We start from the raw sequence: 15,051 nt of genomic DNA on the forward strand, positions 1-15,051 counted from the left end.
CACACGGAATTAGAATTGTTTTATTGCTTGGGTCGAAACGATGAAAATACTAAGAAATTAAGAATAGGCTTTTGAATCGTTATGATTGTAAAAAATCTCCTTCACGTAAATGAATATGTAGTATAATGCCAAAAAAGGAGGTTGAAAAGAATGCTCCAATCTTTCCAAAAATGGCTTAAATATTCATTTCATAAAACCGAGACAAGGCTTATTTTATTTTTAACGATTGCTGTTTTTTTTATCATTCTTATCGTGAGTTTCACATCCTATCAAACATCTAAATCTGTGCTGCAGCAGGAGTTAAATGAACCGCAGCAGCAAATGCTGCAAGTGAGTATGGATATTATTGATAATCACATTCGTGAAAGCGATAACATCGCGATCAAGGTTGCCTTAAACACTAATGTTTACAAGTTCTTAAATAGCGATATTCAGAATTCATATTATGTTGTTACTGAAATTTACCAGTTATTATCTACTCTTATCAATAGTTCATCCACCATCAACAGTATTTACATATATGATATGAAACATGGAAGTTTTGTTTCAATGCCATATGGATACAGCTCACGTAAATCTACCTTTAGTGATTCAACCTGGTTAGGGGTGGCTGACGAATTTGGCGATAAAAAAGTGATTGTGAAAAAAAGAAATGTTCAGGTTGGAGAAAAATACAATCGTTCCGAAATAACGTTGTTTAGGAAAATCATGATACAAGGTGAATTCAAAGGAATCGTTGCCATAAATCTTGGCTATCAAGACCTTTTTGAACCATTTAACTCACCAAATATGGCAAAATTAAGCAGTGCACGTTATATTATCGATCAAAACAATGAAATGATATATTCTTCTTCAACTTCTTCTAGTGAAAAAATAGATTCTAAAGCCATTGTGAGTGCCGTATCTGAATTAAATGAGGAACATCTGGGCGATATTACTTATCAAGGCAGACAACTGCTCGTAAGCCAGAATATTTCACCGCTCACGGGCTGGAAATATGTTTCTCTTGTCCCTCAAGATAGTTTACTAGCCAAATCGAAAAAAGTCGGTCATGTCGTTCTTTCCGTTTCAATCCTCGCATTATTATTAGGTGGAGTTGCCATTTTTTATATCAACAAATATCGCCTTTAGACCGATCCGCCGTATGAAAAAGTTGTTCAATATTGGAAACCGGGACATGGACCACCATGATTTACTGCACTTAGAAGCTCTTGCAGGGGAATTACTAAGTGATCATGCGCAATTATCGCAAATGATACGAAAGGCAAAAACAGAAGCATCAGCCAAGTTTTTTAGTGATATATATCATAAAAATATTACAAATATAAAAGAGATTCGTGAAAAATGCAACGGGTATTTCCAAGACTCAACCAATCAGCTATTAAAAGTTGCGATCATTTCAATTGATCATTTTTATGAATGGTCTTATCGATTTCCAGCTTCAGATCATTCCCTTTTAAAATTTGCTTTAGCAAATATCATGACAGAAATAGTAGAGTCATATTCACATAGTGAATGTATCGATCTGGGAAAAGATAAACTAATCATTGTTCTTCGTCCAGGTGAAGATGAAATACTTTTAGAAAAAAAATTAAAGGAAGCCCTTCAAATTGTTAAGGAATTACTAGATTTCAGTATTTCAATCGGAATCAGCAGTCAAAAAACTGATTTTGGAAAGTTGGTAGAGGCTATTTTTGAGGCAGATACAGCGCTTGGAAACAGGTTATATTCAGGCTATGGGAGGATATTAAAGTTTGAAGAATTCGTGGAACAGAATTCTCGAAAAATAACGATAAATGATCATGTTTTGGATCAGTTGTCAGAAGCGATTGAAACAGGGGACAGCTTGCGGTCCAGAAACTTGATTGACCATATCATTGGAGAAATCAGGAGAAGTTGTATGAGTCAAAAGAAAGCGTTGTCAATAATCGCAAGGACTGGTGACTGCTTTCTTCGACTTAGCCGTGATGAGGATAAAGTGAAAAATAAGTAAAGGGATTTCTTTAATCAACTCCACACGATGCACATCGATGATATTGCAGTTTTTCTTCATTCCCAAGCAAGTGCATTGATAGAAGAGGTTCAGACAATCGGAATAAGTAAGGAATCCCTCTTAATAGAAAAGATGATTGATTATATGGAGAAGCATATAGCTGAGCCAATCGGAATCACAGAAATTGTTGATTCCATTGGCATTAGTGTAAGTTTGGCAAGCGCCATATTTAAGAAAGAAAAGAATGAAACGATTTACGGTTATTTTACAAATATGAGAATGAAACGGGCTGCAGATTTATTGGTCAATACGGATGAAAAAATATCAGATATTGCAATAAAGGTTGGATATCAGCATGAAAATAGCTTTATTCGGGCCTTTCGAAAATGCAATAATATCACGCCAGGTAAATATCGGGAAGTATTAAAATCCAGGAAAGAAGTGATGTAATATTCTTCGTTCGATGGAAGTATTCAATAAATTTGAGGAGGATTCATAATTGTTAGATAAAAGGCAAATTGTCCAACGTCACAATCCGATTATTCAAAAGATCGAATCACTTTCACCATTATCAATTGGAAACAGAGAGTTTGGATTTAGCTGTGACTTTACAGGATTACAGACTTTTCCAGAGGTGTATGAAACCCCATTAGGAACGCAATCAAATTGGGGATGGCATTATACTGGCCGACCAAATCTATATTCAGAAGAAGATATCGTGTATCAACGTTATGATACATATGGCCGTCAGGTGAAGTACCCGATGAAACCTGAAGGGAAAGAGGAAGCTTACCATTGGTTACGGCAAAATCCTCACAGATTGCAGCTTGGAAGAGTTTCCTTTCGATTTTTATCAAAAAATAATCAGCCTGTAAAATCCGATGGGATGACAGAAATCAAGCAAACACTTGACTTATGGACAGGAATCGTTGCGAGTGAATTTTTGGTAGAGGGAGTTCCTGTGCAGGTAAAGACAGCATGTCATCCAGAGCATGATGTTATCGCTGTACAAGTATCTTCTCCATTGTTAAAAGAGAAGCGTATTCAAGTGTTTTCACTTTTCCCAGCCCCAGATGTTACACATAATAGTTGGTCAAAAGCGATACACCCGGACTGGGGACATGATGAAAGGCATGTAACAAATTATCAAACGATTTCTGATGAAGCCGTTTTATTTACAAGAAGGATGGATCAGGATCAATATTACGCAAGATGGGATTGGAATCAAGGTTCATTAGTGCAAACCGGGGTTCATGAATATACGTTAATGGGGGATGGATGCTCAGATACGTTAGAGTTTACCTTTTCTTATGCACAAAAGGAACCTTTGTTTGTTAAACCTGAAGAGGTTTTTGAATCAAGCCGTTTTTATTGGGAAGCATTTTGGCAAAAAGGTGCGGCAGTGGATTTTTCTGAATGCACAGATCCGCGTGCAATGGAGCTTGAACGAAGAGTTGTTCTTTCACAATATTTAACCGCTATTCACAGCGGCGGGTCATTGCCGCCGCAAGAAACAGGTTATATGTATAATAGCTGGTTTGGAAAATTCCATTTGGAGATGCATTGGTGGCATGGGGCACATTTTCCAATATGGGGAAGAAGGGAATATTTAGAGAAAAGTCTTGAATGGTATCTGCACATTTTGCCTCAAGCAAGGGAACTAGCTGAATCACAAGGCTATGCCGGTGCTAGATGGCCAAAAATGGTCGGGATTGACGGCAAACAGAGTCCTTCCCCAGTAGCGCCGGGTTTGATTTGGAAACAACCACATCCAATGGCGTTAGCAGAAATGTGTTATCAAGTTCATCCAACTAAAGAATTTCTTGAACATTTTCAATCAATCGTGTTTGAAGCTGCAGACTTCATGGTGTCATATGCACATTGGGATGAAAAAAAGAAAGCCTATGTTCTTGGACCTCCACTAATACCTGCTCAGGAATGTCACTATATTTATGAAAGCATGAACCCTCCTTATGAGCTGGAATACTGGAAATATGGGCTGGAAATCGCCATAAATTGGGCGAAACGATTAAACGTACCTGAAAATCCGCTGTGGTCTAAGGTAGCAAATTCTTTGGCGAAGCCTCGTGATGAAGATGGTGTTTATCTGGCACATGAGAATTGTTTGAATACTTTTACTGAGAAAAATCATGATTATCCTTCAATGCTTGGTGCACTGGGAATTTTACCAGGTACATTAGTAGATAAAGAGATTATGAGAAATACATTGTATAAAGTAAAAGCTGTATGGGACTGGGAATCTGCATGGGGCTGGGATTTTCCTATGTGTGCAATGACTGCTGCCAGATTAGGTGAAAGAGAACTAGCCGTAGATTTTCTTTTAATGGAGGCAACGAAAAATACGTATCTAGCAAACGGCCATAATTATCAAAGGCCAGGTTTGACAGCATACTTGCCTGGTAATGGAGGGCTTTTGACAGCCGTTGCCATGATGATTTGCGGCTGGAAGAATGGTAACGATCGCAGTTGTCCCGGTTTCCCGCAGGATGGTCGCTGGAAAGTGAAATGGGAAGGGCTGCATAGCGTACTATAAAAAACAAAATAGGTAGTTTTAGCAAAGGTTACTCTGGAAAGGAGTGCAAGTGAAATATGCAAGCAAACCAATGGTCAATAAAAATAGCGGAAACGATCCTTTCGCATTGTGATAATGGATACCATCCGAAAATCGCTAATAAATGGGGATATGTAGTGGGAATGACATTAAAGGCATTTGATTGGCTTTCAGAATGGAGCGGCATCGAAAACTATCATCACTTCGTTAAGAATCATATGGATCTATTCATCAATGAAAATGGAACGATTAAAGACTATTCAATCGAAGAATATAATTTAGATCATATTAATAAAGGAAAAAATTTGTTCTCGCTCTGGAATCGAACTGGAAAGGAAAAGTATGAAAAAGCCATTCAGCAGTTAGTCACACAGCTTGAAGGACAGCCGCGAACAAGTGAAGGCGGGTTCTGGCATAAAAAAATCTATCCGTTTCAAATGTGGCTTGATGGTGTTTATATGTCATCACCATTTTTAGCGGAGTATGCTAAAACGTTTCATGTTTCAGAAGGATTTGATGAGGTTGCTAGGCAAATCTTGTTGATCGAAGCGAAAACGCGCAATCCAATGACAGGACTTCTGCATCATGCATGGGATGAAAGCAGGGAACAGCGCTGGTGTGATAAAGAAACAGGAAGGTCATTCCACGCCTGGGGAAGAGCAATGGGATGGTATTCCATGGCTATTGTCGATTCACTCGAACACTTTCCAGTGAATCACCCAAAACGAGGGCAAATCATGGGGATTTTTGAAAGAATGGCCCATGCCATTAAACATGTTCAAGATCAAGAAAGCGGCCTCTGGTATCAGCTGCTTGATCAAAACGGCAGAAAGAAAAATTATTTAGAATCATCTGGCTCCTGTATGATGACATATGCTTTGGCAAAGGGAATCCGTCTAGGTTATTTGTCTGGTATTGATCCGGATATCGTGTTCCGTTCATACAATGGTATTCTTAAACATTTTGTCACGGAAGATGAAAAAGGAGTACACCTTCATCAAATATGCAAGGGTGCGGGTCTTGGAGGTGCTAAGTATCGTGATGGCTCTTATGACTACTATATGAGTGAGCAAATCGTAAGTGATGATCTAATGGGAGTAGCTCCATTTTTATTGGCAAGTTTGGAGATGGAGAAATTAGTAAAAGCAAAAAATGAAGAGTCCTTGAAAGTATCGCAATGATTGATTAATAGAATTTGGAAAGAAGGCTGTCTCAGGAAGGGTCTGTCCCTTCGTTATTGTGACAGCCTATTTTTTTCACAGAATTTGATTGGAGGTTTAACATATTGGTAGATAAGAATGATAGCAGGAATCGCCTATCGCTGAAATATCCTGCCGGATGGTGGAGAAATATGTGGAGAGAAGGGCTGCCCTCAGGGAACGGAAAGGTAGGTGCTTCTGTTTCAGGTGGAGTAAGCCTGGAAAAGATTTTAATTAATCACGAAGGTTTATGGCATATGGGAAGAAAGGATACACTTCCCGATGTTAGCTATACACTCAGCGAAACAAGGGATCTCATGAAAAAGGAAAAATATCATGAAGCAAGCTGGCATTTAACAAATACATTAAAAGAGAAAGGATACAGCACCCGCTTAGCATCATTTTTACCCCTTGTTGAACTAACCATTAGGATGAAGCAAACTGAAGGGTTTAAACATTATCGCAGAGAAGTCAATATGGAAACAGGAGAGGTATCAGTAAGATGGGAAGAGGGGAATGAGCGATATGAACGGAATTTGTTTGTTTCACGAGCAGACGATGCGGTTGTCTATGAAATAACATCAACGGGGAAATCACTGACAGCTGAGTTTGAGCTTGGTATCCGTAAGACAGACCATAAAAACATGGAACAGCGGCTCAAAGAATTAGAAAGTGCGGTCCAGCTCAAAGTAGAAAATCAATTTATCTTTTTTTCTGCCAAAAATGATGATCATTCAGATTATGGAGCAGTCATCCGCTTGATTCCTATGGGTGGAAGGACCAGTGTTGATAAAAATCGTCTCCGTTGTGAAGAGGCAAATTACATTCAAATGATATTGAAAGTATTTATTAAAGGAGATCATCGCGAAGAGTGGGCACGTCTTAAAGCAGAGTTATTAGAGATAAACGGTGATTATCAAGACTTGCTGCGTGCACATATTCCTTTACACGCACAGCTATTCCATACAGCTTCCATACAATTAAGTGATGCTGAAGGCAAACAATCGATTGAAGAACTTCTTCTAGATGCTTATGAAGGAGAAGCCCCTCTTCTATTGCTAGAAAAGTTGTGGAATTATGGACGATATCTTTTTATCTCTGGTACAAGAGCTGAGGGACAACCATTTGGGATGTATGGCCTTTGGGGGGGCGATTACAATCTAATGTGGTGCCATCGGATGGCAAATGAGAACATTCAAATGATGTATTGGCATGCATCAGTAGGAGGACTATCTGAATTAGTGCCAGCATTATTCAACTATTACGAGGAAATGATGGATGAATTTCGAGAAAATGCTAGAACATTATATGGTTGCCGCGGCATTTATATACCAGCAGGGACAACTCCTGGTATTGGTGTACCAAATCAAATCGTCCCTGTTATTATGAATTGGACTGGAGCAGCTGGATGGCTGGCACAGCATTATTATGATTATTATCTCTACACAGGGGACGAAAAACTTTTGATCGAAAAAGTACTTCCTTTTTTAAAAGAAGTTGCGCTCTTTTATGAAGATTTTCTCGTCTTGGATGAGAATGGTCTTTATCAATTTTTTCCTTCTGTTTCACCTGAGAATACCCCAGAAAATTTTATGCCCAAGGACGGAAAACAACTTGCTCATCCGATGCCAACCACCATAAATGCAACAATGGATTTTGCCATTATGAAAGAAGTGCTAAATCACTTAATTGAGGGAGCAAAAGAGACCTCATTGTATTTAGATGAAATTGAAAAGTGGGAGGGAATGCTTGAACGTATTCCGCCTTATGAAGTGAATAAAGATGGTGCCGTGCGGGAATGGTTACACCCTGCCTTTGATGATCGCTACAACCATCGTCATCTTTCACACATCTATCCTGTGTTCCCAGGTAGAGATATCAACCAAGAACAAGATCAGAACCTGTTTGAAGCATTTAGAATGGCTGTTTCAAAGAGAAGATTAGGTGCACAAACTGGGTGGTCATTAGCACATATGTCGAGTATATGGGCGAGAATGAATGACGGAGACAAAGCGTTGGAATGCTTGGATATACTCTCACGTTCATGCCTTTTAAATAACCTTTTCACCGTTCACAATGATTGGAGAAATATGGGGGTAAGTATGGAAATTGAGACAGCACCAATCCAATTAGATGCTAGTATGGGCATTGTAAATGCAATTCAAGAAATGCTTCTGTATGTTTCTCCAAAACTAATTAAACTGCTTCCAGCTCTTCCAACTAAGTGGGAAAAGGGGGAAGTAAAGAATTTTCGTTTTATGACTGGGCGGGTTAGCCTTTCATGGAATGTAGTTACGCAATCATTATGTGGAGAAATGACTGCTGAGCGTGATTCAGAATTTACGTTGAAGCTACCTTCTTTTGCAAAAAACTCTGTACTAACTGGTGAAGGGATCACAATAAAAGAATCATCATTAGGAAAAATGTATGTTTACATCACGATGGAGAAAGGGACGACTCTTTATGTTAAAAATATGATTGATTAAATAATGAGATTTACCCGGGGATAATATCTTTTAACAAAAACAAAAGTAAGTCAATGGGAGTCCGTATAAAAAGAACCACAACCATCTCCATTTTCATTAATCGGTAAAATAAATGAACATTAAACTTGTCATTCAGAAAATTACGCTTAAAATGAAGTATGGAAAGGTGTGGGCTGATGGAAGATAAACGTTTTAAAATTGCACATCGAGAAGCAATGATAGGTATCATTCTTGTGTTAATCAACTTTGCCATTTGGTATGGGTTTGCATATGGTCTCGGAGATCAGGATCCGGTGACATATGCGTACATTCTCGGTTTTCCGGCATGGTTCTTTTATAGCTGTATTGCTGGTACGATTTTTATGATTGTGTCAATTGCCATCGTCATGAAATTCTTCTTTACCGAAGTTTCACTTGAGGAGGAAGAGGAAGAATGAATTGGCAAGTAATTATTCCCCTTGCATTATTCCTTGTCATTATTTTCTTTATTGGCTTTTGGGCAAATGCTCGTGTTCGAAAATCAGACTCGTTCCTATCGGATTATTTCCTTGGTGGTCGGGAAATGGGCGGTTTCCTGCTTGCCATGACAATGATGGCGACATATGGAAGTGCGTCAAGTTTTATTGGCGGGCCAGGTGTGGCTTATAATACAGGTTTAGGCTGGGTGCTGCTTGCAATGGCTCAATTGCCAGCGGGTTATTTTGTCTTGATGATTTTAGGGAAAAAGTTTGCGATTATTGCACGTAAATATGAAGCAATTACGTTGATTGACTTCCTAAAGGCTCGCTATCAATCAAATTCAATCGTGCTGATATCTGCGGTTGCTATTTTTGTCTTTTTATTCGCCTCGATGACAGCACAATGGGTTGGTGGTGCACGTTTAATCGAGTCATTAACAGGGTTATCATATCAAGGTGCATTGTTAATCTTTGCAGTTGCGGTGCTTGTATATGTCATTATTGGCGGCTTTGCGGCTGTCGCCTTAACAGATGCATTGCAGGGGTTAGTAATGATAATAGGTACAGTCATTCTACTTGCAGCGGTTATTATGGAAGGAGGCGGGGTTTCAGCTATCATGGCGAAACTTGTTCAAGAAAATCCAAATCTTGTTTCGCCGTACGGAGCAGATTCAAGTCTTTCGCCACTTTATGTATCAACATTCTGGATTTTAATTGGAATCGGTGTAATTGGCTTGCCGCAAATCGCAGTTCGTGCGATGAGCTATAAAGATTCGAAAGGAATGCATCGTGCAATCATCATTGGGACAATTGGTATTGGAACAATTATGTTTGGGATGCACCTAATCGGTGTTTTCGGACGTGCCGTGATTCCAGGGATTGAAATTGGGGATAAAGTGATGCCAACATTAACACTTGATATTTTACCGCCTGTTCTTGCCGGAATTGTATTGGCAGCACCAATGGCAGCCATTATGTCAACGGTAAATGCATTATTAATTTTAATAAGCTCGACACTTGTAAAAGATGTGTATTTAAACTTTATTAAACCAAGTGCAAAAGATGCTGAAATTAAAAGGATAAGCTTTATTGTGACAACAGTTGTTGGAATTGCTGTTGTATTATTTGCATTGAAACCTCCGGAACTATTAATTTGGTTAAACTTATTTGCGTTTGGCGGCCTTGAATCGGCATTTTTATGGAATATAGTACTAGGTCTTTATTGGAAAGATGCAAATAAATACGGAGCAATTGCCTCGATGATTGTCGGACTTGTTTCATATATTTATATTTATCATTTCCATGGCAATTTATTTGGTATGAATAGTGTAACGATTCCTGTCGTTGCATCACTTGTTGTATTTGTGCTTGTGAGTATGTGTACAAACCATTTAGTTAAACAAAGAAATATTATGTAGATGAGCACCGAAAAAGGCCTAGTTTCTCAAAATTTAATGCTGAGAAATTGGGCTTTTCTTATATTTCTTGGTGTAAATCCTTATTTCCCTAAAACTGCCCCTGGTAGATCATAATTGTATAATTAACCATTTATTACAGAAATCCGAAATATATCCAAAAATCTATATTATAATGAAAATAAGAGTTTTTTATATCCTAAAGTTAATCATGACAGGGGGATGGAATATGCGCGAGGTGGTCATAACGGCTGCGGCAAGGACAGCTATTGGTTCATTTGGCGGCGCTTTCAAAGAGTTGTTGCCAACTCAATTAATTGTACCGGTACTGGATGAGGCTGTAAAAAGAAGCAAGCTTGAAAAGCATGACGTGGACGAAGTCATACTCGGTCATTGTATTCAGCGAACAGATGAGCCGAACACAGCTCGGACAGCAGCACTTTTGGCAAATTTCCCTGAGACAACAACAGGGTACACCATCCAACGACAGTGTGCCTCAGGGCTTCAGGCGATCATTTCTGCTGCCATGCAAATTCAAACAGGTCAATCCAGTATCGTGATTGCTGGCGGAGTGGAAGCAATGAGTTCAAGTCCATATTTATTAAAGCAGCATCGCTGGGGCTCACGGCTGCAGCACGGACAGGTGACAGACAGTGTATGGGAGATATTAAAGGATCCGATCCATCATATCATGATGGGGGAAACAGCTGAAAATATTGCAGAGGAATTTCACATTTCCCGAGAAGAGCAGGATGAACTTGCATTATCAAGTCATCAACGAGCTTTATCTGCGATAGAGGCAGGTACATTTACGAAGGAAATTGTCCCGATCTCAGTTAAAACGAGAAAGGGAGAAGTCATCGTAACGAAGGATGAAGGTCCTAGACAGATAACAACTGAAAAGCTTGCAGCATTACCGGCTATTTTTAAAGACAATGGAACCGTTACAGCAGGAAATGCTTCCTCATTAAATGACGGGGCTGCAGCACTTGTGTTAATGACTAGAGAGGATGCGGAAAAAAGAGGAATCCCTATTTTAGCTAAAATTTCCCACTATTCAATTGCAGGAGTCGATCCAAAGTTAATGGGAATCGGACCTGTTCCAGCCATTCAAAAGGGGATCGCTTCGTTAAATTGGACGATAGACGATTTAGACGTCATTGAAATTAATGAGGCGTTTGCCGCTCAATATCTAGCTGTAGAAAAACAGCTCCATTTAAATCGAGCAAAGGTGAATGTCAACGGGAGCGGTATTAGTTTAGGGCACCCAATTGGCTGTACCGGCTCACGAATAGTCGTAAGTCTCTTGCATGAGATGGAACGGAGAGACGCCAAAAAAGGTCTTGCGTCCTTATGTGTAGGCGGAGGTATTGGTGTAGCGTTGTTTGTAGAAAGAGAGAATCATAATTAGTTAGAGAACCTAAGGGTCACCCCCTCTAATACAATATATTGTTGTTTGCCTGCGGGGTGTGGCCCTCTTTTGATACGATATATTGCATATTACTTTCAATGCATATCCTGATAGCATTTTCAAAAAAATGGTTGAAAAGTTACTAGACTTCCACTATAATTGACTAAAAACTACCATGCTAGTATAGCTAGGATATTAAAATACCTAGATGGACAGAAAAAGGGGTGGTCGCCATTTCAACTATGAACACACGGATTAATGGCTCAACAAGAGATTATGTGTACCAAACAATAAAAACTCGCATTATTAATTTAGAATTAAAGCCTGGAACAAAAATTTCCGAAAAGGAAATTGCTGAAAAATTAGAGGTAAGCAGAACACCAGTTAGGGAGGCCTTTCTAAAATTATCTCAAGAGGAGCTATTAGGAATCTATCCTCAAAGTGGTACGATTGTTTCAAAAATTGATTTGGACCATGTAGAGGAAGCAAGGTTTACAAGAGAAAACATTGAAAAAGCTATAGTTAGATTAGCTTGTGAAGTATTTGATGAAAACAAGCTATTTCGTTTAGAAACAAATGTTGCGATGCAAGAGCTTTGCTTAGGAAAAGGAACGTATCATCAATTATTTGAGCTTGATGAAGAATTTCACAAGATCTTATTTGAAGAATGCAACAAATTAAGAACATGGAAAATGATTCGCAACATGAACAGCCACTTTGACCGATTAAGGGTTTTAAGGCTTGCTGCAAATACAGATTGGAATGTTGTTGTCTCGCAACATAAAGAAATCTACCAAGCGATTATGGAAAAAGACCCGAATAAGGCAGAAAGATTAATGGTACAGCACTTGAAATTGGTGAATTTTGAAAAGGATGAGATTAAGGACCGCTATCCAGATTATTTCTAATTGATATAAGATTTGGGACAGAGCTGCAAAAGCTCTCTGTCATTTATTGATAGCGCTAACATTTAGGTGGGTGGATCTTTAACCATGAATGAGAATTTCTTTAAAAAGCGGTCACCTACATAAAAAAGTGATATAGAAAAACCCGCCGATATATTTCGGAAGCCGCCGATAAAATCAAAAACCCGCCGATATATTTCGGAAGCCGCCGATAAAATCAGAAATTCGCCGATATATTTCAGAAAGCGCCGATAAAATCAGAAATTCGCCGATATATTTCGGAAGCGCCGATAAAATCAGAAATTCGCCGATATATTTTGAAAAGCGCCGATAAGCTATTATGTAATGGATTCTATAAAAATATTAAAAGTGCTGAACAGAAAGGAAGGATAAGATGTTACCAAAATATGAAGGATTACAAGGAAAAGTAGCTGTTGTGACAGGAGGCGGAGGAGTTTTATGCAGCTGTATGGCAAAGGAGCTTGCTCGACAAGGTGTAAAGGTAGCGATTTTAAATCGCACTTTTGAAAAGGCTGTCACGGTTGCTGAAGAGATCAAACAGAATGGCGGAGAAGCATTAGCCGTTGAATGCAATGTATTGGACCTTGAAAGTGTGAAAAAAGCCGAGGAAATGGTATATCACACATATGGAGCATGCGATATTTTGATCAATGGTGCTGGAGGCAACCATCCGAAAGGTGTTACCACAAAAGAAATTTTTAATTTATCTGATTTACAAAACAAGGAGATTACAACCTTTTTTGATCTAACAACGGAAGGCTTTCAATTTGTTTTTAACTTGAATATTGTCGGGACATTAATTCCAACGCAAATTTTCTCAAGAAGAATGGTGGGAAAAAAGGGAACGATCATTAATATATCCTCGATGAGTGCACCTAGTCCAATGACTAAAGTTCCTGCCTATAGTGCAGCAAAGGCTGGAATCGAGAATTTTACAAAATGGCTGTCGGTTCATATGGCTGAAGCAGGTATTAGGGTAAATGCCATTGCACCTGGATTTTTCCTTACACAACAAAATGAAAAATTACTGAAAAATGAAGATGGTACAAATACAGAAAGAACGGAAAAAATACTCGCCCATACGCCAATGAGAAGACTCGGTAATCCAGAAGATTTATTAGGTACATTGCTTTGGTTGGCAGATGATGAAACAAGTGGATTTGTAACAGGGATCAGTGTTCCTGTTGATGGCGGATTTATGGCTTATTCCGGGGTTTAAATTAGGGGACTGAGCCTTTAAGTGCTTAGTAGAAAAAAGGAGAGGATACTGTCTATGATTCATGTTGCGATTATTGGTGCTGGAGCGATTGCCCCTGCCCATATTAACGGTTACTTGGAGTTATCAGAAGCGTGTAAAATTGTTGCTTTATGTGATATTTATCCTGAAAAGGCAGAGAAGCTTGCAAAAAAACATGGTCTGAATGTGGATATTTATGATGATTATCAACAGCTGGCTGAACGTCATGACATAGATTTAGTATCGATATGCACACCTCCATATACACATGCTGATACGGCCATTGCTTTATTGAATGCGGGAAAGAATGTACTTGTTGAAAAACCAATGGCCTCCTCTTTAGAAGAGTGTGATGCAATGAATGCTGCAGCAAAGAAAAATGGAAAGATTTTATCCGTTGTGGCACAGAATCGTTTTCGATCGCCAATGATGAAATTAAAGCATGTTCTTGATTCCAAATTAATGGGGGACATTGTCCATACACAAGTCGATTCCTATTGGTGGCGAGGCTTTTGCTACTATGATTTGTGGTGGAGAGGAACATGGGAAAAGGAAGGCGGCGGACCTACTTTAAATCATGCTGTTCACCATATTGATATCCTGCAGTGGATGAACGGGATGCCTTCAGAGATTACTGCTGTTATGAGTAATGCTGCACATCAAAATGCTGAAGTTGAAGACATTTCAGTTGCCATCGGGAAATATGACAATGGCGGTTTGGTTCAAATCACGAGTTCTGTTATTCATCATGGCGAAGAGCAGCAACTGATTTTCCAGGGGAAAAATGCACGAGTTTCCGTTCCATGGAAAGTAAAAGCATCAAAATCAAGACAAAACGGTTTCCCGGAGGATGACCTTGAATTAGAAGAAAAAATCCAAAAGCTTTATAATGAGCAGGCGGATTTACTATATGAAGGTCATGCTGGACAAATACACGATGTTCTGCAAGCTATGCAAGGTAAGAAGAGTGTGTTAGTGGATGGTATTCAAGGAAGGCAAACACTTGAATTAATCACAGCTATTTATCAATCTGCAAGTTTAAGAGAAACAGTGGAGCTTCCGCTAACTTCTGCTAGTCCCTTTTATACGAGGGAAGGGGTTTTAAAGTATGTGACTCATTTTTATGAAAAGAAAACGTCCATTGAAAACTTTGCAGATGAAGCCATTACAACAGGCGGGAATTATGAGTGACTCTTTTTGGAAGCCTTCGCAAAGCAGACAAATCCAACCAAGTTTAGTTTTTCCAAACTTGGTTGGATTTTTTTTCGTTAGAAATGATTTGAGTTGATACAAAACTTGGTATAATTGATAAATGGAATTTCCCTTAAAAGTAAAGTAAAATAATAGAGGATAC

The 15,051-nt window shown here is 38.9% G+C and carries 12 protein-coding genes; all 12 read left to right on the top strand.

The genetic code is table 11. From position 1 onward, the window contains the following. Nucleotides 1-150: 150 nt before the first annotated feature. The 12 genes from Q1B07_RS15640 to Q1B07_RS15695 all read left to right on the top strand — a co-directional run bounded on the left by Q1B07_RS15640 (nt 151) and on the right by Q1B07_RS15695 (nt 14,888). Entirely contained in the window at nt 151-1,131 is a 981-nt protein-coding gene (locus Q1B07_RS15640; protein ID WP_299091864.1) for a cache domain-containing protein, read from the top strand. After that, nucleotides 1,097-1,993: a hypothetical protein gene (locus tag Q1B07_RS15645; RefSeq protein ID WP_299091863.1), complete on the top strand. Its 897-nt coding sequence runs from the start codon at nt 1,097-1,099 to the stop codon at nt 1,991-1,993. Before Q1B07_RS15640 ends, Q1B07_RS15645 begins: the two co-directional genes overlap by 35 nt. A gap of 27 nt (nt 1,994-2,020) precedes the next feature. Beyond that, entirely contained in the window at nt 2,021-2,443 is a 423-nt protein-coding gene (locus Q1B07_RS15650) for an AraC family transcriptional regulator (protein WP_299091860.1), read from the top strand. A 49-nt stretch (nt 2,444-2,492) separates the two neighbouring features. After that, nucleotides 2,493-4,547 (top strand): glycoside hydrolase family 65, encoded by a 2,055-nt coding sequence (locus Q1B07_RS15655; protein ID WP_299091857.1) that lies wholly within the window; start codon nt 2,493-2,495, stop codon nt 4,545-4,547. Nucleotides 4,548-4,603: 56 nt separating this feature from the next. Next, nucleotides 4,604-5,746, top strand: a complete 1,143-nt coding sequence (locus Q1B07_RS15660) for a glycoside hydrolase family 88 protein (RefSeq protein WP_299091854.1) — start codon at nt 4,604-4,606, stop codon at nt 5,744-5,746. Between the two features lie 104 nt (nt 5,747-5,850). Continuing rightward, on the top strand, nt 5,851-8,250 hold the full coding sequence (locus tag Q1B07_RS15665) for a glycoside hydrolase N-terminal domain-containing protein (RefSeq protein ID WP_299091852.1): 2,400 nt from the start codon (nt 5,851-5,853) through the stop codon (nt 8,248-8,250). Nucleotides 8,251-8,426: 176 nt separating this feature from the next. Beyond that, the gene (locus Q1B07_RS15670; protein WP_299091849.1) at nt 8,427-8,687 is read left to right on the top strand and encodes a YhdT family protein; all 261 of its coding nucleotides are present in this window, start codon (nt 8,427-8,429) and stop codon (nt 8,685-8,687) included. Beyond that, a complete protein-coding gene (panF, locus tag Q1B07_RS15675) occupies nt 8,684-10,126 on the top strand; it encodes a sodium/pantothenate symporter (RefSeq protein WP_299091846.1) in 1,443 nt (480 codons plus the stop codon). Before Q1B07_RS15670 ends, panF begins: the two co-directional genes overlap by 4 nt. Nucleotides 10,127-10,352: 226 nt before the next feature. Beyond that, the gene (locus Q1B07_RS15680) at nt 10,353-11,534 is read left to right on the top strand and encodes an acetyl-CoA C-acetyltransferase (protein WP_299091844.1); all 1,182 of its coding nucleotides are present in this window, start codon (nt 10,353-10,355) and stop codon (nt 11,532-11,534) included. 242 nt (nt 11,535-11,776) lie between these two features. Beyond that, nucleotides 11,777-12,442 (top strand): GntR family transcriptional regulator, encoded by a 666-nt coding sequence (locus Q1B07_RS15685; protein ID WP_299091843.1) that lies wholly within the window; start codon nt 11,777-11,779, stop codon nt 12,440-12,442. A 391-nt stretch (nt 12,443-12,833) separates the two neighbouring features. Next, nucleotides 12,834-13,679: an SDR family oxidoreductase gene (locus tag Q1B07_RS15690; RefSeq protein WP_299091842.1), complete on the top strand. Its 846-nt coding sequence runs from the start codon at nt 12,834-12,836 to the stop codon at nt 13,677-13,679. A gap of 54 nt (nt 13,680-13,733) precedes the next feature. Continuing rightward, the gene (locus tag Q1B07_RS15695) at nt 13,734-14,888 is read left to right on the top strand and encodes a Gfo/Idh/MocA family oxidoreductase (RefSeq protein WP_299091841.1); all 1,155 of its coding nucleotides are present in this window, start codon (nt 13,734-13,736) and stop codon (nt 14,886-14,888) included. The last annotated feature ends 163 nt before the right edge of the window (nt 14,889-15,051 follow it).

Origin of the sequence: uncultured Metabacillus sp., from assembly GCF_947503125.1 — a bacterium.
Taxonomy (GTDB): domain Bacteria; phylum Bacillota; class Bacilli; order Bacillales; family Bacillaceae; genus Metabacillus.